The following is a 22,618-nucleotide window of genomic DNA, read 5'->3' as shown; positions in this document are numbered from 1 at the left end:
GATCTTATTATACTATGGATTGCGGACTCTTCGGAGTCCGTTTTCTGTTTTTAGGACATAAAAATGGAGCTGCTACTCCAGTAGATTATTTATCTGCTTTTGCAGCAGACAGCCCCTTTTTCTATGTATTTTTTAATAAGATAATGTTATACTTTCTTATAGGAAAAACGGTAGATGTGCATTAGATGCTAATATACACGAAAAAGCAGATGGATTGGAGATAAAAGAATGGCGGTTCAAACAAAAGGATTTTGTAAGTATTGTGGAAAAGAGTATACAAAAAGCGGTATGCTGCGCCATTTGCAGGCGTGCAAAAAGAGAAGCGCAAAGCTTGCTGAAGAAAAAAGAAAAAGAATATGTCAATATTTTCAGGTTGTTATTACTGGAAAATATCAAAAAGATTATTGGTTAATCGTAGAAGCAAGCGAGAATACTACGCTAAAAGAACTGGATGTGTTTATCCGTGACATATGGGTAGAATGCTGCGGACATCTGAGCGCATTCACGATTCATGGAGAACAATATGAAAGCAATCCGGATACGGATCCTTTTTGGGGAAAACCTTCCAGAAATATGAATTATCGATTAAAAGACGTTGTGGATGTCGGCGATAACTTTTTATATGAATATGATTTTGGTTCAACCACAGAATTGGTATTAAGTATACATAGCTGTCGCGATGGAGAAAAAAAGAATAATGAAATTGTAATTTTATCAAGAAATAATCCTCCTAAAATTCTTTGCAGTAACTGCGAACAAAACGAGGCGAAATGGGTTAATCCAGAAGGATATTATGAAGGAGAGCCTTTTTGGTGTGATGAGTGTTTAAAGGCGGAAAGTGATGAAGAGGGAGAATATTATAAACCGGAATTTTTGCTGCCTGTTTGTAATTCTCCTAGGATGAGGGTGTGCGGATATGGGGGAAGTGACAGTTATCCAGATCAATTTGAGCCAGATGAACAATAAAATCTTTGAGATGAGGTGACATAGTGCAGGATATTATTTGTGAATTACAGGATATGAAACATCTGGACTGGGCGGCAAAAAAAATGTCACCGGGAACTCCAGGGTGCTTTTTGAAGGCGTATGAAGAAGTGAATGGGAAAAGATTATATTATAAATTATCGAATTATGATAGTTATCGTGGGGTATTTGGTCATGAGTGTGTCAATGAATTGATTGTAAGCCGGGTGATGGATGTTTTGAGAATTCCGCATGTAAAGTATAAACTGATACATGCAAGGATTGTTATTGATGGTAAAGAACAAGAAACATGGGTTTCTGTTTCAGAAAATTTTCGTAAGGACAATGAAGAAAAGCTGGCGTATGATTTGTATTATGATTTGCAAAAAGAAGGTAATGAATCTCCGTTAGAGTTTGCAATAAGAAACGGTTGGGGATTATATATGTACCAGATGTTCTGTATTGATTATTTGATTGCTAATAGAGATCGGCACGGAAGCAATCTGGAAGTGTTAAGAAATGATGAAGAAGACAGTGTGAGAATGGCACCTTTGTTTGATCAGGGAGTATCGTTATTGTTTTCAACATATGGTGATGAAAAACTTCTGAAAGAAATAGACGTGATGAGAGATTTTCCAGTTAATAATTATATCGGCTCAAAATCTCTAGAGTATAATCTGTTATTGATACCAAAAGAATACGATTTACAGATTTGGAAACTGAAAATAGAAGATCAGGATTATATTTTCAATGGTATAGATCATGTTTTATCAGAGGTTCATAGGAATAAAATCTGGGAAATGATTTGGAAAAGGTGGTGTTTTTTTGAACAGGTACGCAATCAAGAGAAATAATAGAAATAAAATCGTCGGAATATTAAATTATGATGAAAGAACAAAGAAATACACAATAGATATTCCAGAAAATGTTACTCCTAAGGAAACTCCGTTTATGATGTCGCTATTTTTAAAAAAAGGTATCCGGACCATGAATTCAGACTGGAGTATGCGTTGGGTACAGAGTAGAATTATTCCAAGTAGCAGACAGAATATAGGAGAAATACTTCGGGTGAATGGAATGCGTTCCTATGACGAGCATAAATTACTATTAAAAAATGAAGGGAGAAGTTGTCAGGATGAATTTTATATTGAACACATGTAGTTTCGAGGTGTTCTGAGGAGTAATGAGAAGCCAAGCGTTCTCAGTTCAGCAAACGTTAATCTTGTCCCGGCAGTGTCAGCTGTCTGGTGTTATATGGAACGGGGCTGTTGCAAAAGCAGATAAATAATCTACTGGAGCAGCAGCTTCATTTTTATGAAAAAACAGGGCCTCAAATTATTTGAAGCGATCCGTCTATTTCTACATTCTCCCTCATATAAATAAATCAATCTACCAATCTGCCCGGAGGCCTGAATGTGAAGTGGAAACACAGGGTCCATCTGTTGTCGGCTGTTTTGTCCGCCGATTTTATCCTTCTGGCATATCTGATCTGCCTTTTGGCTGCTCCGGTTACGGTCAGGGAGGCATCAGCACCTGAGGGTACGTTTGAGCCGGAAAAATATCTCGCTCTTACTTTTGATGACGGCCCCCATCCCGTCCATACGCCGGTTCTTTTAGATGGTTTAAAGGAACGGGGAGTACCTGCTACCTTTTTTCTCATGGGAAGCTGTATACCGGGAAACGAGGCTCTGGTAAAACGGATGCAGGAAGAAGGCCACCTGATCGGAAATCACAGCTATAATCATGTGCGCCTTACAAAAGCGGGTCCTGCGGCTGTCTGTGAGGCGGTAGACCGCACCAGCGGGATGATCGAGGACATTACGGGCTCCCGACCTCAATATATGCGTCCGCCCTACGGAGACTGGAACGAGGAGCTGGAGTGTCAGTCCGGCATGACGACAGTCCTCTGGTCTGTGGATTCCCTGGACTGGAAGCTCAGAAACCAGAAGCGTATCGTAAAGAAGGTCTTGAAAGAAGCTGAGGATGGGGATATTATATTGATGCATGATATATTTGATACATCTGTGTCAGCGGCTCTGGAGCTGATCGATATCCTCCAGAGAGAAGGATATACCTTTGTTACAGCCGATGAACTGATGATTGACTGAAAGAGAGATAAAGATGAATCTGTTTGATTATATGAGAGAAAATACAATGGAAAAGGAAGCGCCTCTCGCTTCCCGTCTCCGCCCAAGGACGTTGGATGAGGTGGTGGGGCAGCAGCATATCATTGGAAAGGACAAGCTCCTTTACCGCGCCATCAAAGCGGACAAACTTGGATCTCTTATTTTCTACGGCCCGCCAGGGACCGGAAAAACCACGCTGGCAAAGGTTATTGCCAACACCACCAGCGCTGAATTTAAGCAGATCAACGCCACAGTGGCCGGAAAAAAGGATATGGAGGAGATTGTGGCCGCCGCAAAGGACAGCAGGGGAATGTACGGCAAAAGAACCATTTTGTTTGTAGACGAGATCCACCGCTTTAACAAGGGACAGCAGGATTATCTTCTTCCCTTTGTAGAGGACGGCACCTTGATCCTTATCGGCGCTACGACGGAAAATCCTTATTTCGAGGTCAACAGCGCTCTTATCTCCAGATCCCGCATTTTTGAGCTGAAGCCTCTGGAAACGCAGGATATTCTGGAACTGATCCAAAGAGCCATTACGGATGTGGAACGGGGGATGGGTACATATGATGCAGTGATCGAGCCGGATGCAGCCCGGTTCCTGGCAGATGCGGCCAATGGAGATGCCAGAGCTGCCTTAAATGCAGTCGAGCTGGGTGTACTTACTACAGACCGAAGCCCGGACGGGAAGATCCACATTGATCTGGCAGCGGCTCAGGAATGCATCCAAAAGCGGGCTGTGCGCTACGATAAGGACGGAGACAGCCATTATGATACCATTTCCGCTTTTATAAAAAGTATGAGGGGCTCTGATCCGGATGCAGCTGTGTACTATCTGGCGCGGATGATTTATGCAGGTGAAGATATTAAGTTTATTTCCCGCCGGATTATGATCTGCGCTGCAGAAGATGTGGGAAATGCGGATCCCCAGGCATTGACAGTAGCGGTAAGCGCCGCTCAGGCCGCAGAGCGCATCGGTCTGCCGGAGGCTCAGATCATCCTTTCGCAGGCTGTGACCTATGTGGCCTGTGCACCCAAGAGCAATGCGGCCTGCTGCGCTATTCAGGATGCCATGGAGGCGGTAAAGACGGAGCGTGCCATGCCTGTTCCCGTGCATCTTCAGGACAGGCATTATAAGGGCGCAGGAGCCTTAGGACATGGAGACGGCTATCTCTACGCCCATGATTATCCCAAGCATTATGTACGCCAGCAGTATCTGCCTGATGGCATGGAGGGCCGTATCTTTTACAGGCCGTCGGACAATGGATATGAAACACAGATGAAAGCCCATATGGAATGGCTTAAAAATTAAACTTTACAATCACAGGGGAGAGCGTTTATAATGTCTGTATAAGCAATCAGGGCGCTTTCCCCGCATATTCCAGGGGCTTTCTGTCTGAGATATCAGCGCCCGGACTCATTCACGGTCAGAACCGTTCCGGTTTTGTACCATTCCCACTTTTGATTACATTTAGATAATTCAGGATCAATACAACTGTTCGTAAAATTAAGGAGAATCATATGCGAGAAAAATTACAGACCCTTCCTTTAGCGGAGCTCAAGGAATTGGCGAAATCTCAGGGGCTTAAAGGCATCAGCACCCTCAGAAAAGCTGAGATCATAGAACTTTTGTGCCGGGAAAATGAGGCGGCCGCACAGTCTGAAGCTGTTTTGCAGCCGGATTCCGGTTCCAGTGAAGGCCGTGAGGCACAAAGCAGCCGTGAACCCCAAAGCAGCAAAGAAAACGGTGAGCCGCGGGACAGCGAAAAGTCACGGGACAGCGGAAAGCCGCGCGATGGACGCCCACAGCGTGACTCCTCACGTCAAACCCGTTTTGTCAGACAGCCCCGGACTTCATACGGGCAGCAAAATTCCAGAGAAGCTTCCAGGGATTCAGCAGAAAGCAGGGAGCCAAAGGAGAGCCGGGAATCCAGAGACAACAGGGAGTCAAGAGAGAGCCGGGAATCCAGGGAAACAGGAGACATTCGTGACACCAGAGAGACACGGGCAGACGTCCGCGAATCCCGTCCAGAGCCTCGCAGTGACGCTTCCGGCATTGCCGGTCAGGATATGGCAGAGCTTGACAGCGGAATTGAGGCAAACGGTATTCTGGAAGTTATGCCAGATGGCTTTGGCTTTATCCGCTGCGAAAATTTCCTTCCGGGAGAAAATGACGTTTATGTGGCTCCCTCACAGATCCGCCGGTTCAATTTAAAAACAGGTGATATCATTGTAGGAAACAGAAGGATCAAAGCAGTAACGGAGAAATTCGCTGCTCTTCTTTATATCAAAACAGTGAACGGATATCCCTTAAGCGCCACAGAACGCCGTCCGAATTTTGAAGATCTTACTCCCATTTTCCCAAATGAGCGTCTTCATATGGAAACACGGGGAGAGCGTAACTCTGTAGCAATGCGTGTGCTGGATCTTTTATCGCCCATTGGAAAGGGCCAGAGAGGCATGATCGTTTCTCCGCCCAAGGCAGGAAAAACCACCCTTTTAAAGCAGGTCGCCAGAGCAATTACTGTAAATCATCCGGATATGCACCTGATGATCCTTTTGATTGATGAACGGCCAGAGGAGGTAACGGACATCCGAGAGGCGATCGTAGGGCCAAACGTAGAGGTTATCTATTCCACCTTTGACGAGCAGCCGGACCGTCATAAGCGTGTATCAGAAATGGTGATCGAAAGGGCAAAGCGCCTGGTAGAACACGGGAGAGATGTGATTATCCTTTTAGACAGTATTACCCGTCTTGCAAGGGCTTATAACCTTACCGTAGCTCCCAGCGGCCGTACCTTATCAGGAGGCCTTGACCCGGCTGCTCTTTATATGCCGAAGCGTTTCTTCGGAGCCGCCAGAAATATGCGTGAGGGCGGCAGCCTTACCATTCTGGCTACGGCTCTGGTAGATACAGGAAGCCGTATGGATGATGTAGTATATGAGGAATTTAAGGGAACCGGAAACATGGAGCTGGTTTTAGACCGCCGCCTGTCAGAAAAGCGGATTTTCCCGGCCATTGACATTTTAAAATCCGGTACCCGAAGGGATGACCTTCTTCTTAACCGGCAGGAAGCAGAGGCCGTAGACATAGTGCGGAAAGCCACCAATTCCCTGAAGCCCGATGAAGCCGTAGAGCGTATCCTGGATCTTTTCTCCAAGACAAGAAATAACTATGAATTCTGCGAAATGGTAAAGAAGATACGCCTGCTGTAAGGGAAGTTTTACTTGGCATCTACTTCCCTTTTTTTTCCTGGTGTAGTATAATCAAAAGCATAAAAATGCAGGTATTACGATGCATGGGAAATCAGGAGGGAGTATAGAAATGAAAGATTACATGAAGATCTATCAGGAATGGCTGTCCAATCCGTATTTTGATGAAGCCACCAAAGCCGAGTTAAAGGCCATTGAAGGCGATGAGAACGAGATCAAAGAGCGTTTTTATATGGATCTGGAGTTCGGAACCGCAGGCCTTAGGGGGATCATCGGAGCAGGAATCAACCGTATGAATATTTATGTAGTAAGACGGGCCACACAGGGACTGGCAAACTACATTATCAAGCAGGGCGCTGCAGACAAGGGCGTAGCCATTGCCTATGACTCCCGCAATATGTCTCCTGAATTTGCCATGGAGGCGGCTATGACTCTGGCAGCCAACGGAATTAAGGCATACAAGTTTGAATCCCTGCGCCCCACACCGGAGCTGTCCTTTGCTGTCCGCGAGCTGGGCTGCGTGGCAGGCATTAACATCACTGCCAGCCATAATCCGCCGGAGTACAACGGCTACAAGGTATACTGGGAGGACGGCGCACAGTTTACACCGCCTCACGACAAGGGCGTGACAGAGGAGGTTCTTGCCATCGAGGATCTGTCCAGCGTAAAGACCACAGACGAGGCTTCTGCCATCGCAGCGGGCAAGTATGAGGTTATCGGAAAAGAGATCGATGACAAGTACATCGCTCAGGTAAAGGCTCAGGTTGTAAACCAGAAGGCCATTGATGAGATGCAGGATCAGATCCGCATTGTATATACCCCTCTTCACGGCACTGGAAATATTCCTGCCAGAAGAGTGATGAAGGAGATCGGCTTTACTCACGTATATGTAGTTCCCGAGCAGGAGCTTCCGGACGGAAATTTCCCTACTGTAAGCTACCCAAACCCTGAGGCCAAAGAAGCCTTTGAACTGGGCTTAAAGCTGGCTAAGGAAAAGGACGCCGACCTTGTACTTGCCACAGACCCGGATGCCGACCGCCTGGGCGTATATGTAAAGGATGCAAAGTCCGGCGAATACATTCCTCTGACCGGAAATATGTCCGGTTCCCTGCTGTGCGAATATGTATTAAGCCAGAAGCAGGCTGAGGGCAAAATCCCGACAGACGGACAGGTTGTAAAGTCCATCGTATCCACCAATCTGATCGACGCGGTAGCCAAAGCCTACGGTGCAGAGCTGATCGAGGTGCTTACAGGCTTTAAGTGGATCGGAAAGCAGATCCTTAAAAATGAAACCACAGGAACAGGAACCTATCTCTTTGGCATGGAAGAGAGCTATGGCTGCCTGATCGGCACCTATGCCCGTGATAAGGACGCTATTTCCGCTACGGCCGCTCTCTGCGAGGCAGCTGCCTACTATAAGCAGAAGGGAATGACCCTGTGGGATGCCATGGTAGCCATGTATGAGAAATACGGCTATTACAAGGATTCTGTCAAGTCTATCGGTTTATCCGGCATCGAAGGTCTGGCAAAGATCCAGTCCATCATGGAAACTCTGAGAAATAATACCCCTGCAGAGGTAGGCGGTTACAAGGTAGTATCAGCAAGAGACTACAAGCTGGATACGATCAGGGACATGGAGACAGGAGCGGTAAAGCCAACCGGACTTCCGGCCTCCAATGTACTGTACTATGACCTGGAGGACGGCGCATGGATCTGCGTAAGACCTTCCGGTACAGAGCCGAAGATCAAGTTCTACTTTGGCGTAAAGGGAACCTCCTTAGAGGATGCAGACCAGAAGGAAGCAGACCTTGGAGCAGCTGTTATGGCTATGGTAGATAAGATGATGTAATATAAAAGCAGTATAAAGATCAGCCGCCGGGCAGTACGCACTTCCCGGCGGCTGATCGACGTTTATTTGTGAAGCTGTTTTTCTGCAATCTCCCGCAGTTCTTTAAATGCGGTTTCGAACCGTGTGGAACGGGCTCCCGGATTACGCTTCAGGATCCCTCTCTGGTATAAATCTATGTGGAGGGCCATATGCTGTCTCTGATGCGCCAGCTCAGACATCCTCCTGGTAAGAGAGCGGATCTGCTCTTCTTTGGAAGTCCTGTAAAGTGCAGCCTCGGCTTTTGCGGCAGCCAGCTTATGGGAAGCCTCTTCCTGGATATTGGCAAGTTTCTGGTTTGTTTCTGCTTTGAGCAGGGCTAACTGCACCTGTATATCTTCCAGTTCTGCCAGCATATGGGTCATGGAATCCAGTACCTTTGCCAGATTGAGGGCAGCCTGTACTGATTGTATGGTATCAAGGATGAAAAATACGGATATAAACAGAACCCAGAGTAAAAGCAGAGCTTGTGAGGTGTTTACGATCCAGAATTCCACCGGCTTATGGATTACCTCTGTCAGAAGCAGGGTAAGAACCCCCCAGGCAATAGAAGAAGAAAGGCAGATATATCCGTGTAAATTAAAAGCCTGGCTGCTGTAGTCCCAGTAGCGTACCCGGAACAGCTGTTCCATGCACCAGCCGGTTATATATTCAAGAGCAGTAGAAGCGGTCATGCCAGCCAGAAAGACCAAAAGGAGATGCTCTCTCAGAGGGAGGGATACCCACAGCATCATCACAGCTCCCGTACCATACAGAGGGAGCAGAGGCAGCCGCAGAAATCCCCGGTTTACAGGACGCCTTTCTTTTAGAGAAACATAGGATGATTCAAAGATCCACCCTAAAAAACAGTATAGATAGAAAATAAACAGCCATTGATACCAGGTGTATTGATACATATAATTATCCTCCATTAATGGTTGTATTATATTACCAGGTTACTACCCGGTCAATCACCTTTTGCTGTTCCTGTGAGGAACGGGTCAGATAGATGCGCGTGGTTTCGATGCTGTCATGTCCCATAAGGTCTGCCAGCAGGGAAATATCATTGAATTTTTCAAGAAAATTCTTTGCATACCGATGGCGGAAGGAATGGGGATATACCGTTTCAGGCCGGATCCGGTATCGTTTTGCAAGCACTTTAAGCTGTAAGCCGATCCCTCTGGGAGTAATGGGCTTTCCGCAGCGGCTGGTAAATATATATCCGGATGACAGTTCTCTCTGTTTTAGCCACACAGCCATTTCCCTGCAAAGCTGTCTGGGAAAATAAATACGGCGCATTTTTCCCCCTTTCGTGTACAGATCCATACAGCCTACGGCAATGTGTTCTGCCTTGATCTGAACCAATTCGCTTACTCTGGCTCCTGTAGCGCCCAGGAACCGCACTACAAAGTACCAGAATAGATCCTGATCCTTCAAAAGTCCCTTTTTCAGTTTTTCATAATCCCGTTTTGAGATTATATTGTTGAGAAATGGTTTCTGCTGGCACCGCACAGGAGGAAGCCGGAAATCTTCCGGAATTCCACTGTTTTTTTTGGTACTTCACATATTGGTTGATCCCATAGATCCGTGTATTTACTGTTGCAGGCCGGTATTTTTTCAAAAGCTCTCTTTTATAGTCCTGTAATTCGTCTACGGTCAGCTCCTGATGATTTTTATAAAATTCCCGCACAGACGCCGCATATACCCTTACCGTATTTTCCGACGCTCCATTTTCTGAAAGCATGCTTTTAAATTCTTTGATCCGATCCTCCGGGAGCAGGGAGTTTCCATTGTTCACATTCATCCCATATGTCTCCTTTCACCAGTCTACTACCTTATTTACGATCCTGTATTGCTCCGCGCTGCTTCTGCGCAGATAAATCCGCGTAGTTTCAATGCTCTCATGTCCCAAAAGATCTGCCAGCAGAGAAATATCCCCGCAGGCTTCAATAAAGTTTTTGGCGAACCGGTGGCGGAAAGAGTGGGGGTACATTACCTCCGGATCCAATCCATACCGTGCGGCAAAGGTTTTCAACCGCGAGCGTATGCCGGAGGGAGTAATAGGAGCTCCAAAGCGGTTTAAAAACAGGGCTCCATCTGTACGGGCTGTAAAGTCATCCCATTTAAAAAAGGCTTTTCGAAGATTTGAAGGAATATAAATCCTCCTCATCTTATCCCCTTTGGAATACAGATCCTTAAAACCGCAGTGTACATCCCCTACCTGAAAGGTTACAAGCTCGCTGACCCTGACTCCGGTAGCTGCCATAAGACGAACGAGGAAATAATAGACCATTTCCTCATCCTCTAAAAGCCTCTGTTTCAGATATTCATAATCGGCCTGACTGATAATCTTATCCAGCCAGGTTTTCTGCTGGATCCGTATCATGGGGGCAGGAGAAGACCGGAGCTTTTTATCTTCTATAAAACAGTTTATTGCCCTGAGTCTTAAGTTTACAGTCTGGGGCTTATAATGCTCAAGCAGATAAACCTTGTAAAGCTGCAGATTTCTGGAAGTAAGCTGGGGATAAAGCCTGTAAAACTGCTCCACAGCATAGCGGTAAACGCAGATGGTATTATCGGACATATTTTTTTCCTGAAGGTGCTCCAGGAAAACCTCCAATCCCCGGACAGATGATGATTTTGTAATCGCATTCATAATGAATTCTCCTTTTTTCATCCATCCTAGACCGATTTTTTAGAAATTATAAGTGTGGGGGCTGGATAGCTACCAGGTTACGATAGAATCAATGATCTCACGCTGTTCCTGGGAAGATTTTGTCAGATAGATCCGCGTGGTTTCAATACTTTCATGTCCCATCAGATCCGCAAGCAGAGCAATATCATTGCAGCGGGACAGGAAATTTTTAGCGAACCGGTGGCGGAAGGAGTGTGGATATACCGTTTCCTCCGGAATACCATACTGTCTGGCACGAAGCTTAAGCTGGCTGTTGATCCAGCGGGGAGAAACGGCTCCGCCTTTTCGGTTGCGGAATAGAAAACCGGATCCCATGTTCTGCGAGTCCATCCACCCGGAAGCTTCTGAACAGAGATAGTCGGGGAAATAAATCCTGCGCACCTTTCCGCCTTTTGTATACAGATCCATATATCCAAGCTGTATATGCTCCCGTTTGATCTGGATCAGCTCACTGACTCTGGCTCCAGTACAGGCCAGGAACCGCACTGCAAAATACCATTTCATATCCCGGTCTTTTTTCAGATTGTCTCTAAGCTTTTCATAATCCTTTTCTGAAATAATATTATCCAGAAATGGAGGATTCTGGCTGCGGATTACGCCAAGGCGGAAATTTTTTTCCGGAAGTGCCCATTTCCCACTTGTTTCATAAGAGTTTTTACACTCAGAACAGTAAGCCAGAAAGCGGTTTATACCATAGATCCGGCTGTTTACGGTAGAAATTTTATAGTGCTCCATCAGATACCGTCTGAATGCATCCAGATTCTCTGCGCTGATTTCTCCATAGAGCCTGAAAAAGAGCCGGAGAGCAGCCAGACAGCTGTCAACGGTGTGTTCTGATGCCCCATGCTCCTTCAGATACAGGATAAATTCCTCCTCCGGCTCCTTCGGTTTTTTTCGTTGTCCCATGATACATCCTGCCTCCTACCAGTTTACGACCTGATTGAAAATCCGCGCCTGCTCAGTGCTGGTCCGCCGCAGATAAATTCGGGTAGTTTCAATGCTTTCATGTCCAAGAAGATCGGATAAAAAAGAAATATCTCCGCCGCTTTCAATAAAATTTTTGGCAAACCTGTGGCGCAGTGAATGGGGATATACAACTCTTGGGTCAAGTCCATAGCGGCATCCAAGTACCTTTAACTGTTTGCGTACTCCTGAGACAGACATACGGCATCCGCTGTGATTCAAAAAAAGAGACCCCTTTTTTCGGCCTTCATTGGAAAGCCAGTCCTTCAGCCTGATTTGCAGTCCTGACGGAATATATACACGCCTTATTTTATTGCCTTTTGAAATGATGTTCCGGTATCCGTGGGCGACGTCTTCGCAGTTAAATTCCACCAGTTCGCTGACCCGTACGCCTGTGGCTGCGATCAGACGCACGATATAGTAAAAGGTCAATTGTTCATCCTCCAGAAGCCGTTGCTTCAGATACTCATAGTCTCCTTGGCTGATCACATATTCGGTATATTTTTTTTGTTGAATTTTTAAAAGCCGCGTATTCATATTTTCTTTTTGCTGGAATCTGAGAAATGAATTCAGAGCACGTATTCTGGCATTTACAGTCTGCGGACGGTAGTGATCGATAAGATAGGCTTTGTAAAGGCTGATATGTTCCGGGGTGATCTCGCCGTACCGTTCAAGAAAATCCCTGGCTCCGAACATGTAAGAGGAAATTGTATTTGGGGACATATCACGGTTTTGAAGAAAGATTTGAAAGGCGGTCAGCGTTTCCGCCATGGCGTCTTTCCCTGTGACATTAGATGGCAGCTGTTTCATGCTGTGCCTCCTTAAAATAAATTTTGAAAATGATAATATCACAGATACAATTGAAAATGAAATAGTCAAATTGTTAATAAAGTACAAAAAATATATAAAAATAGTATATTTGTCATCTGTTTTATGAAAATTTAACAAAGATAGACAGAAATAAATAAAACTGTCATCTTATGTGCCTGAAAAAAGGCATGAGAACGATTCGCCCATGCCTTTCTATTTTGTCGGTATTTGATTTTGTTTTATTCAGCTGTCTCAGGAGCAGCTGCATCCTGCTGCCATACACCGTTTTCATCTACATAGAAGCCGTCCGGCGTAGTAGTATCCTTTAACATCCAGCCGTCCTCGTTGAGATAATACCATTTTCCGTCCGGATCCTGTTTCCAGCTGTTGGTGAGATAAGAGCCGTCAGACTGCCTGAATTTCCAGCCGATATCGACAGGCTCCCAGCCGGTTGCGACGCCGGGCCCCAGATTTACGGTTTCTTTTACAACCGTAGAAGCATTCCCGTCCCATACGCCGTTTTCATCTACATGATATCCGTCCGGAGTATCTGTATTTACAGCCATCAGGGCCGCCATATTGAAGTAATAGTATTTTCCGTCTGTATCCTGGAACCAGGAGTTTGCCAGATAATAGCCGTTCTTCTGGATGTAGCGCCAGCCGTCCGTATCCTGGAACCAACCTGGCATATAGGACACGCGCTTGCCTTCCGGCGTTACATAATGGCCGTCCGGCGTAACGGTATCCTTAAGCATTACTCCGCGTTCATCCATGTAATACTGCTCATCTTCCAGAGTAAGCCAGCCATTTGTAATATAGGTTCCATCGGGCTTTAAGTATTTTTTCGAGCCGTCTGCTTCTGTCTGCCATCCGGGAGTAACCGTACCATTGTAAGCGCCGGCATCGGAACCGTCTACATTGATGAGGTATTTGCGTACCTCCGGCGGGAGAGAAGAGGTGTCAGTGCCGTTGGGAAGATGGACTACATTGATATAGCGTTTATCCGTATCCAGATTTTTATTATTAGTTTTAAGGATGATCTGGAGCACCGGCTGAGTGCCTTCCGGCAGACTTCCCCAGTTTTCAGGAATCGCCCAGACTCCATCGGTATTTACCAGATCCGGCACAGTACCCCATGGTCTTGCATAGGTCATGGGGTCAAAGGTATAGGCATAATCATAGCCTCTGTTTAAGATCACATTGCTTTCAGTAATGGTATTTCCGCCTACAAGAATTGCAAAATAATTTCCATTTCCGCAGTCAATGGGACGCCATTCAAAGAGATAAGCGCCGCAGTTTTCCATAGATGTACTGGAAAGGGATGTATTTATGGCAGCAAAAGCCGGAAGAGAAGAGGACGCAGCCATCACAGCGGCCAGTCCAAAGCATAATAAACGTTTTCTGATCATGACGAGCCTCCTTTTTGTATCATTTTGAAGGGTATATTGAAATATAAAAAGAAGCGCTACAGCTAACATATCTCTATATCAGCTATAACGCTTCCCCCTTATGTCATATTAAATCTGACTGAATGTTGATCCGAAGATTAGTCCTCAACGTAGATAGCAACAATGCTGTTCTCGCCGTTAGCCTTCTTCTCGGTTACATAGTAGTAATCGCTGCCGTCCTTGTTCTTGCCCTTGCCATCAACGATCTTACCAGAGGTATTTACAAGGATGTACTCTTTCTTGTCGCCCTTAGCGTCCTTATCCTTGTATGTGATGGAGTAAGCCTCAGACAGATCCTCAGCCTTCTTGGTATTGCCATTTCCGATATTTACAGCGTCGTTACCATTCTTGCCGTCTAACTCATCCTTAACCTGTACGCCGTCAGCGTTCATAAATTCTTTAGCGTCATCCAGCTTGCGGTAGGTAGTATACTTAACCTTATCACCCTCATAGTGACTTGTCTTCTCAACAACGATGTACTTGTCATCGGAATCAGCCTTTAACAGCATACCGGACTGGTACAGTTTGTCATCTTCCTCACCGGTTACACCAGCACCCTTGTGGCCGCCGGACTTCTCGAAGTAGAAGTTGTGGTTCTCGCCGTCAATCTCAACGTTGGTCTTGTTGGTTCTCATAGCGCCGTCGTCTCCGTCACCGAAGTAGAAGCACTTGTAGCCGTTTGGCTCGTAGAACTCAGCTGCATGATCAAGGAAGTCATCCTCGTTATCGAAGTTGTAGGTATCATGATCATCAGCGTATACACTCAGGCTCTGATTAGCTTCATCTTCCTTGATGAACTTCAGACCGTTCAGCATACGGCCGTCATCACGGAATGCATACTTCTTGCCCTTGATGGTCTTGAACTCGCCTGCGTACAGGTTGCCGCTGCCATCTGCATAGTACCAGAAGTCCTCGTCATCATTGTACTTATCTTCGTTCAGGTACTCAGCAGGAACTACCTTGAACCAGCCCTTGCTTACGCGGGCACCATCTTCAACACTATTGAAGTACTTCCAGGACTCGGTATACTTGGAATCGAATGCCTTACCGGTAATTACCTCTGCAGAAGAAGCTACATTGGAAGTGAATGCGTTAGGATTGGTACCCAGATCATCCTCATCCAGAGACCACTCAGCTACCATTGCGCCGTACTGGTCGAAAGCGTACTTCTTACCATTGATAGTCTTATCCTTGGTTCTGTCGCCGTCCTCAGCGAAGATCTTCTTACCATTGGATTTGAAGTAGAACCAACGTGTCTGATCCTCATCATCGTTGAATGCAGCAGCGGTGTACTTGTAGTCATCGTTGGTTGCTTCATCGTATGTGATATCCAGCTGTAACCAGCCAGTGGTCATTGCACCGTCATCTTCGCCGCCGAAGTAGTAAACGCCTTCCTTGAAGCCGTCACTGTCTGTATCGTCAACGCGCTCTGCGCTGTCCTCGTCAACCCAGCCGTACAGCATCTTGCCTTCGTCATCGAAAGCGTACTTCTTGCCATTGATGGTCTTTAAGGAAACCTTATCGTTGTCACCATTGGTTAAAGCCTTGCCGTTTGCCTGGAAGTAATACCAGTAGTGCTCTGGCTCGTCATCCTCGCCAGCATCCTCATTCTCAATAGCAACCCACTGGTTGGAAGCCATTACACCGTTGATATCTACGTAGTAGTAGTTATCACCGTCCTCGATGAGCTGGTCTACTGCCATCTCACCGTCGCTGTCTAAGTAATACCAGTTGTTTCCGGACTTCTTCCAGGAATCGGTTGCTCTCTCGCCGTCACGGTTGTAGTATACCCATGTTCCGTCTTCCTCTGCCCAGCCAGTAGCTGCGAAAGAAGTCATGGAAGCGCCGATAGCGAGAAGTGCTGCTGTTGAAAGTACAGCAACTAACTTTGTCTGCTTCTTCATAATGAATGCACTCTCCTTTTTGTTTTTGAAATACTTTTTGAAATTCCTTAATTGCATTACGAGTAGATTATACTTCCGATAAGGAAAAATATAGGGAGTGCACCAAAAAACCGCCCTCCGGTGTTGGCGTACCGGAGGGCGGTTCTGCCTGACAAATGTCATGCAATGGAATGGTAGGTATAATAAAAAAGAAAATGTTAAAAAAGGGGGGACCGGACGGATCGCTCCGTCCGGGTATGAGTATGAAAAAGCTTGTAACTAATTCTTCTATAGTATGCCCTAAAAATGTGATAAAAATATGGACGTTCTATAAAAAAAAGATGAAATTCCTTATAAAATTATTACGGGAAAATTACAACGCAAAACTGCAGTGAAGCACAATATAAAAATCCCGTCCGGACTTGCCGAACGGGATACATTCATAAATAGGGGGATGTTATTTTAGGGGGGCCGGACGGATCACTCCGTCCGGTATGAGTATGAAAAAGCTTTGTGATTTCAAGTAATCACTTGAAACAAAGGCCTGTCCACCTCTCGGTGAACAGTGTTCATCATAAACAATAATTATGTCTAAAAGATGTACACACTATTAAAAAATCATAAATAAAATAAATAAAGAAAAAAAGTCTTTGAAAACTGGACAATATTGTATATAATAGGTACTATCAATTAAAACGTAACTATCCACAGCCTTTTGCACAGATGAAAACTGAGCCGGGCTGTTTTTGCCTGCCCTGCGGAATGCTTCCGCACTGCACCTGGAGATAATGAGGAGGAAATATTCATATGTTTTCAATGATGTCAAATGACATTGGAATCGACTTAGGAACCGCCAGTATCCTTGTATATATCAAGGGTAAGGGCGTTGTATTAAAAGAGCCGTCAGTAGTTGCCATTGACCGGGATACCAATAAGATCATGGCGATCGGCGAGGAAGCCCGTCTTATGATCGGACGTACTCCCGGCAATATTGTAGCAGTCCGTCCTCTGCGTCAGGGCGTTATTTCCGATTACACGATTACGGAAAAGATGATGAAGTATTTCATTAACAAGGCAGTTGGCAAGCGTACCTTAAGGAAGCCCCGCATCAGCGTATGTATTCCCAGCGGCGCGACTGAGGTAGAGAAAAAGGCAGTAGAGGATGCAACCTACCAAGCAGGCGCTCGTGAGGTTGCCATCATTGAGGAACCCGTAGCCGCAGCTATCGGAGCAGGCATTGACATTGGAAAGGCCTGCGGAAATATGATCGTTGACATCGGAGGCGGTACCGCAGATATCGCTGTGATTTCTCTGGGAGGCCCGGTTGTAAGCACCTCCATCAAAATTGCCGGTGATGACTTTGACGAGGCCCTGGTTCGCTATATGAGAAAGAAACACAATCTTCTGATCGGTGAGCGTACTGCTGAGGAGATCAAGATCAATATTGGTGCGGCCTCCCGCCGTCCGGAGGTTCTGACCATGGAGGTCAGAGGCCGGAACCTGGTGACAGGCCTTCCAAAAACCATTGTAGTTTCCTCTGAGGAGACACTGGAAGCGCTCAGAGAGCCGGCTCTTCAGATTGTAGACGCGGTACACAATGTATTAGAGCGTACTCCGCCGGAGCTGGCAGCGGATATTTTCGACCGCGGTATTGTTATGACAGGCGGCGGCTCCCTTTTAAGCGGTCTGGATGCGCTGATTGAAGAAAAGACAGGCATTACCACTGTGATCGCTGAGGATCCTTTGACAGCCGTAGCCATCGGAACCGGTAAATTCATCGAATTTGCTCATGGTATGACTTCTGCTCTGGAGGCTTCCATGGGAATCGGCGGCGGCAAAGAGCGGGATGATTATTAAAGCTTTATAAACCATAGAAGAACCCGGATTTCAGCCGGGTTCTTTTTATCACCGGTTCCCATCCGAGGGAAGAATCCATACAGAAGCAAAAGGCGGTATCCTTACTATGGCAACCATCACAGGATTTATTGAAAAAATAAAATTTCGGAATGAAGAAAACGGTTACACCATTATGACTGTCATCGATCAGAGCGACGGAGACGAAGTTGTGATGGTGGGAACGGTTTCCTATGCCGCAGAAGGCGATATGATCCAGGCCACAGGCCGTATGACAGAGCACCCTGTTTACGGTGAACAGCTTCAGATTGAAAGTTATGAGCTGAAAAACCCCGAAGATGCCGCTTCTATGGAGCGCTATCTGGGTTCCGGAGCCATCAAGGGGGTAGGCGCAGCTCTGGCAGCCCGGATCGTGCGCCGTTTTAAGGCAGATACCTTCCGGATCATGGAGGAAGAACCCGAACGCCTGTCAGAGATTAAGGGCATCAGCGAAAAAATGGCTATGGCTATCGGAGAACAGGTTCAGGAAAAGCGGGATATGCGTCAGGCCATGATGTTTCTTCAAAACTACGGCATCACCCTGAATCTGGCTGCTAAAATTTATCAGGAATATGGCCCGAAGCTGTACAGCATTATCAAGGAAAATCCCTATCGTCTGGCGGACGATATCCCCGGCGTTGGCTTTAAAATGGCAGACGAAATCGCCCGGAAAGTGGGAATTTTCACAGATTCCGATTACCGGATAAAAGCAGGTATCCTGTATGTGCTCCTGCAGGCGTCTGCAAACGGTCATACCTATCTGCCAAAGAGCCGGCTGTTTGAACAGGCGTCGGAGCTTTTAAAGGTGGCGCCCGAAACCATGGACAAGCACCTGATGGATATGCAGATCGACCGGAAACTGGTAGTAAAAATGCCCTTTTGCGAAGAAGGCCAGACCGCTGATCCGCTGATCTACTCCTCCCATTATTACTATCTGGAATTAAATACTGCCCGTATGCTTCACGACTTAAACATCCGGGGCGATATCCCGGAAACAGAGATTAAAACCAACCTTTTGAAAATCCAGAAGCAGGAAAAGATCCACCTGGACGAGCTTCAGGAACAGGCGGTTTACGAGGCAGTGAACAGCGGGCTTTTAGTCATCACCGGCGGTCCCGGTACGGGAAAAACCACCACGATCAACGCGATCATCCGTTATTTTGAGGCTGAGGGCATGGAAATCCTTCTGGGAGCGCCTACCGGCCGCGCAGCCAAGCGCATGACCGAAGCTACCGGCTGGGAGGCCAGAACCATTCACCGCATGCTGGAGCTGGTTCCCATCGGGATAACCGGTTCTGGAAATAACGCATCCTCCGGCAATTCCACAGCGGGTATGCGTTTTGACCGGAATGAAGAAAATCCCCTGGATGCAGACGTGATCATTATCGATGAAATGTCTATGGTGGATATCAGCCTGATGCACTCCCTTTTGAGAGCCGTCAACGTGGGAACCCGGCTGATTCTGGTAGGTGATGTGGATCAGCTTCCCAGTGTGGGCCCCGGAAATGTTTTAAAAGATATCATAGGCTCCGGCTGTTTTAATGTAGTAAAGTTGACGCGTATCTTCCGTCAGGCAGCTCAGAGCGATATCATTGTAAATGCTCACCGCATCAACGAAGGCGAGACGGTAGATCTGTCCAAGCGAAGCCGGGATTTTCTTTTCATCCGCCGCGACAATCCTGATGCTGTCATAAGTGCCGCCATTACTCTGATCCAGAAAAAGCTTCCCGGCTACGTCCAGGCACAGGAAAATGAAATTCAGGTAATGACGCCTATGCGGAAAGGCGCTCTGGGGGTAGAACGGCTGAACCAGATCCTGCAGAACCATTTGAATCCCCCTTCGCCGGAGAAAAAGGAAAAAGAGGCCGGAGGGATTATTTACCGCACCGGAGACAAGGTCATGCAGATCCGCAACAACTATCAGCTGGAGTGGGGAGTCCGCAGCCGTTACGGTATCCCTATTGACAAGGGCTCCGGTGTTTTCAACGGCGATATGGGTGTGATACGGGAAATCAACGAGTATGCAGAGCTCCTTACCGTGGAATTTGACGAAGGGAAACTGGTGGAATACAGCTTTAAGCAGCTGGAGGAGCTGGAATTAGCCTACGCCATTACCATCCACAAATCCCAGGGAAGCGAGTATCCGGCTGTCATTATCCCCATGTATTCCGGCCCTCGGATGCTTATGACCCGAAATCTCCTCTATACCGCCGTCACCAGAGCCCGTTCCTGTGTCTGTCTGGTAGGACGGCCCGATGCATTTTATACCATGGCCTCAAATGCAATGGAACAGGAACGCTGTTCCGGCTTAAAGGCGCGAATCGAAGAAATCTATAAGGAGGAATCATGCCCCCAATAATGCCCCTGTCCCGTCTGTATGCCGGCTTTCTGGATCTTCTCTATCCCCGCCGGTGCCCTGTGTGCTCTGAAATTGTCATGCCGAAAGGAAATCTGATCTGCCCGGACTGTATGGAAAAGCTGGCCTTTGTCCGCCGTCCTGTGTGCAAATGCTGCGGCAAAGAGATTATAAGCCCTGAGGCCGAATACTGCTTTGACTGTACCAGACATCCCCATTCCTTTGATTCAGGGATGGCGTTGATCAATTACAATGATACAGCCAGCCGTTCCATGGCCCTGATCAAATACCACGGACGCAGGGAATATCTGGATTTTTATTCCGAGGCCATGTTCCGGCGCTTTGGCCCGGCGATCCGCCGCCTTTCTCCTGACTGCATTATCCCTGTGCCCGTCCATAAAAGCCGCCTGAAAAAGCGGGGATTTAATCAGGCTCAGGAGCTGGGGATCCGCCTTTCAGCAAAGACCGGGATTCCCATGAGAACTGAATTTCTGAAACGTACAAAAAAGACTCTGCCCCAAAAGGAACTGGATGCGGGAGCACGCCTCAAAAATCTGGAACAGGCCTTTGTATGCGGCAGGCTCCCGTCCGGAATACGCACCGTACTTCTGGTGGATGATATCTACACCACCGGAAGCACCATGGAAGCCTGCTCCAGAGCCTTAAAGAATGCCGGGGCAGAGCGGATTATCCCTGCGGTCATCTGTATCGGCTCAGGCCGTTAAAAACTCTTCATAAAAAAGACCGTCCTTCCTCTTGACGAACGCCGGATTTTTGTGTTATATTATACGGGCGAATGGAAGACAGGTCTTTTTTTTATGCTCAAAATTAAGACCTGAAGCAACTCAATGATTTACGATAAATTAAATGGAGGTGGAAGTCGTGCGCACAAAGATCACACTGGCATGTACAGAATGCAAGCAGCGTAACTACAACATGACGAAGGATAAGAAGACTCATCCGGACCGCATGGAGACCAAGAAGTACTGCAGATTCTGCAAGAGACATACGTTACACAAGGAAACAAAGTAATCCTGTTCAGTAAAGGACGTGAAATTATGGAAGAAAATACAGTGAATACTGCTGTAGAAACCACCGAAAAAGCGGCCAGGGCTGACAAGAAAACGGCTAAGCACGAGAAAAAGCCAAGCTTTTTCAAGGGCCTGAAAAAAGAGTACAAAAAGATCGTCTTTGCTGATAAGGAAACCGTAGCCAAGCAGACAGTTGCAGTGGTGATCATGTCCATTTTCATCGGTGTACTGATCGGCGTACTGGACATGGTTATGAAATTCGGTTTAAGTTTTATTCTTTAATTCAAAGGCGAGGGTGATTGTATGTCAGAAGCACATTGGTATGTAGTCCATACCTACTCAGGTTATGAGAACAAAGTCAAAGTCGATATCGAGAAGACCATTGAAAACAGAAATCTTCAGGATCAGATCCTTGAAGTGTCTGTGCCCATGCTCCCTGTAGTAGAGCTGAAAAACGGCGTGGAGAAGAAAGCCGACAAAAAGATGTTCCCGGGTTATGTACTGATCAACATGGTCATGAATGATGACACATGGTACGTAGTACGCAATACCCGAGGCGTTACAGGCTTTGTTGGTCCGGGCTCCAAACCGGTTCCTCTGACAGAAGAAGAGATGGCAAGTCTGGGCTTCGTAAAGACAGATGTCTTAGTCGATTTTGAAGTGGGAGATATGATAACCGTTATCTCCGGTGCATGGAAGGATACTGTAGGCGCCATTAAGGCTGTCAATGACAGTAAACAGACCATCACCATCAATGTAGAAATGTTCGGCCGCGAGACACCGGTCGAGCTGGGATTTGCTGAAGTCAAGAAGATGTAAGCAGATCTGTGGAACAGACAAAAAGATCAGCTTTTGCGGGTGCGAAGGCTGGTGGGAGGGACATTCCCGACAATACCACATGATTTTAGGAGGTGCCTAAGATGGCAAAGAAAGTAACAGGATATATCAAATTACAGATTCCAGCAGGCAAGGCTACACCAGCTCCGCCAGTTGGTCCGGCTCTTGGTCAGCACGGTGTAAACATCGTACAGTTCACCAAAGAGTTCAACGCTAGAACAGCAGATCAGGGCGACATGATCATCCCTGTAGTTATTACCGTATACGCTGACAGAAGCTTCAGCTTCATCACCAAGACTCCGCCAGCAGCCGTTCTGATCAAGAAGGCATGCAGCATTAAGAGCGGTTCCGGCGTTCCTAACAAGACCAAGGTTGCTGTATTAAAGAAGGCTGATCTGCAGAAGATTGCAGAGACAAAGATGCCAGACTTAAACGCTGCAAGCCTGGAAGCTGCTATGAGCATGGTAGCCGGTACAGCAAGAAGTATGGGCGTTACCATCGAGGAGTAATTAGGAATACCCGTTGTATTTGCAACA

Annotated in this window: 22 protein-coding genes; 14 read left to right on the top strand and 8 right to left on the bottom strand. The window is 46.7% G+C overall.

The window, feature by feature from the left end; translation table 11 throughout:
• The first annotated feature begins 228 nt into the window (after positions 1-228).
• The 7 genes from BN3656_RS16000 (at position 229) to BN3656_RS15970 (ending at position 8,151) form a co-directional block, all read left to right on the top strand.
• On the top strand, positions 229-966 hold the full coding sequence (locus BN3656_RS16000) for a hypothetical protein (RefSeq protein ID WP_066550360.1): 738 nt from the start codon (positions 229-231) through the stop codon (positions 964-966).
• A 23-nt stretch (positions 967-989) separates the two neighbouring features.
• Positions 990-1,817 (top strand): hypothetical protein, encoded by an 828-nt coding sequence (locus BN3656_RS15995; RefSeq protein WP_066550357.1) that lies wholly within the window; start codon positions 990-992, stop codon positions 1,815-1,817.
• Positions 1,789-2,124, top strand: coding sequence for a hypothetical protein (locus tag BN3656_RS15990; protein WP_066550355.1), 336 nt, complete (start codon positions 1,789-1,791; stop codon positions 2,122-2,124). The genes BN3656_RS15995 and BN3656_RS15990 overlap by 29 nt, the downstream gene beginning before the upstream one ends.
• A 254-nt stretch (positions 2,125-2,378) precedes the next feature.
• Positions 2,379-3,071, top strand: a complete 693-nt coding sequence (locus BN3656_RS15985) for a polysaccharide deacetylase family protein (protein ID WP_066550353.1) — start codon at positions 2,379-2,381, stop codon at positions 3,069-3,071.
• A gap of 13 nt (positions 3,072-3,084) precedes the next feature.
• The gene (locus tag BN3656_RS15980; protein ID WP_066550351.1) at positions 3,085-4,401 is read left to right on the top strand and encodes a replication-associated recombination protein A; all 1,317 of its coding nucleotides are present in this window, start codon (positions 3,085-3,087) and stop codon (positions 4,399-4,401) included.
• A 209-nt stretch (positions 4,402-4,610) separates the two neighbouring features.
• Positions 4,611-6,305 carry a transcription termination factor Rho gene (gene rho / locus BN3656_RS15975; protein WP_066550349.1) on the top strand — a complete coding sequence of 565 codons (1,695 nt, stop codon included), beginning with the start codon at positions 4,611-4,613 and terminating at the stop codon, positions 6,303-6,305.
• A 109-nt stretch (positions 6,306-6,414) separates the two neighbouring features.
• Complete coding sequence (locus tag BN3656_RS15970; protein ID WP_066550347.1) at positions 6,415-8,151, top strand: phospho-sugar mutase; 1,737 nt, start codon at positions 6,415-6,417, stop codon at positions 8,149-8,151.
• 62 nt (positions 8,152-8,213) lie between these two features.
• On the opposite strand, the gene BN3656_RS15965 is transcribed toward BN3656_RS15970, so the two are convergent.
• The 8 genes from BN3656_RS15965 to BN3656_RS15935 all read right to left on the bottom strand — a co-directional run bounded on the left by BN3656_RS15965 (position 8,214) and on the right by BN3656_RS15935 (position 15,986).
• Complete coding sequence (locus BN3656_RS15965; RefSeq protein ID WP_066550344.1) at positions 8,214-9,083, bottom strand: putative ABC transporter permease; 870 nt, start codon at positions 9,081-9,083, stop codon at positions 8,214-8,216.
• 31 nt (positions 9,084-9,114) lie between these two features.
• Positions 9,115-9,603, bottom strand: a complete 489-nt coding sequence (locus BN3656_RS17165) for a tyrosine-type recombinase/integrase (protein WP_347461171.1) — start codon at positions 9,601-9,603, stop codon at positions 9,115-9,117.
• A gap of 19 nt (positions 9,604-9,622) precedes the next feature.
• The gene (locus BN3656_RS17160) at positions 9,623-9,970 is read right to left on the bottom strand and encodes a site-specific integrase (protein WP_347461170.1); all 348 of its coding nucleotides are present in this window, start codon (positions 9,968-9,970) and stop codon (positions 9,623-9,625) included.
• Positions 9,971-9,985: 15 nt separating this feature from the next.
• On the bottom strand, positions 9,986-10,750 hold the full coding sequence (locus BN3656_RS15955; protein ID WP_242963042.1) for a tyrosine-type recombinase/integrase: 765 nt from the start codon (positions 10,748-10,750) through the stop codon (positions 9,986-9,988).
• Between the two features lie 141 nt (positions 10,751-10,891).
• Positions 10,892-11,767: a tyrosine-type recombinase/integrase gene (locus BN3656_RS15950; protein WP_066550332.1), complete on the bottom strand. Its 876-nt coding sequence runs from the start codon at positions 11,765-11,767 to the stop codon at positions 10,892-10,894.
• Between the two features lie 15 nt (positions 11,768-11,782).
• A complete protein-coding gene (locus BN3656_RS15945) occupies positions 11,783-12,634 on the bottom strand; it encodes a tyrosine-type recombinase/integrase (protein ID WP_081422988.1) in 852 nt (283 codons plus the stop codon).
• 239 nt (positions 12,635-12,873) lie between these two features.
• On the bottom strand, positions 12,874-14,043 hold the full coding sequence (locus tag BN3656_RS15940) for a choline-binding protein (RefSeq protein ID WP_066550330.1): 1,170 nt from the start codon (positions 14,041-14,043) through the stop codon (positions 12,874-12,876).
• 137 nt (positions 14,044-14,180) lie between these two features.
• A complete protein-coding gene (locus BN3656_RS15935; protein WP_066550327.1) occupies positions 14,181-15,986 on the bottom strand; it encodes an argininosuccinate lyase in 1,806 nt (601 codons plus the stop codon).
• 795 nt (positions 15,987-16,781) lie between these two features.
• Here BN3656_RS15935 and mreB point away from each other — a divergent pair.
• From mreB to rplK, 7 genes are all read left to right on the top strand, one after another.
• Entirely contained in the window at positions 16,782-17,822 is a 1,041-nt protein-coding gene (mreB, locus tag BN3656_RS15925) for a rod shape-determining protein MreB (protein WP_347461186.1), read from the top strand.
• A gap of 106 nt (positions 17,823-17,928) precedes the next feature.
• The gene (locus tag BN3656_RS15920) at positions 17,929-20,217 is read left to right on the top strand and encodes an ATP-dependent RecD-like DNA helicase (RefSeq protein WP_066550319.1); all 2,289 of its coding nucleotides are present in this window, start codon (positions 17,929-17,931) and stop codon (positions 20,215-20,217) included.
• Positions 20,205-20,939, top strand: a complete 735-nt coding sequence (locus BN3656_RS15915) for a ComF family protein (protein WP_242963027.1) — start codon at positions 20,205-20,207, stop codon at positions 20,937-20,939. Before BN3656_RS15920 ends, BN3656_RS15915 begins: the two co-directional genes overlap by 13 nt.
• 142 nt (positions 20,940-21,081) lie before the next feature.
• A complete protein-coding gene (gene rpmG, locus BN3656_RS15910; protein ID WP_278284752.1) occupies positions 21,082-21,246 on the top strand; it encodes a 50S ribosomal protein L33 in 165 nt (54 codons plus the stop codon).
• Between the two features lie 26 nt (positions 21,247-21,272).
• Positions 21,273-21,527 carry a preprotein translocase subunit SecE gene (secE, locus tag BN3656_RS15905; protein WP_066550307.1) on the top strand — a complete coding sequence of 85 codons (255 nt, stop codon included), beginning with the start codon at positions 21,273-21,275 and terminating at the stop codon, positions 21,525-21,527.
• Positions 21,528-21,548: 21 nt separating this feature from the next.
• On the top strand, positions 21,549-22,064 hold the full coding sequence (nusG, locus tag BN3656_RS15900; RefSeq protein ID WP_066550304.1) for a transcription termination/antitermination protein NusG: 516 nt from the start codon (positions 21,549-21,551) through the stop codon (positions 22,062-22,064).
• Positions 22,065-22,165: 101 nt separating this feature from the next.
• On the top strand, positions 22,166-22,591 hold the full coding sequence (gene rplK, locus BN3656_RS15895; RefSeq protein ID WP_066550301.1) for a 50S ribosomal protein L11: 426 nt from the start codon (positions 22,166-22,168) through the stop codon (positions 22,589-22,591).
• Positions 22,592-22,618 lie beyond the last annotated feature (27 nt).

It is taken from the genome of Clostridium sp. AT4, from assembly GCF_001517625.2.
Taxonomy (GTDB): Bacteria; Bacillota; Clostridia; order Lachnospirales; family Lachnospiraceae; genus Enterocloster.
Note: the sequence above shows the minus strand (reverse complement) of the source record. Positions and strands in the feature narration are given on the sequence as shown.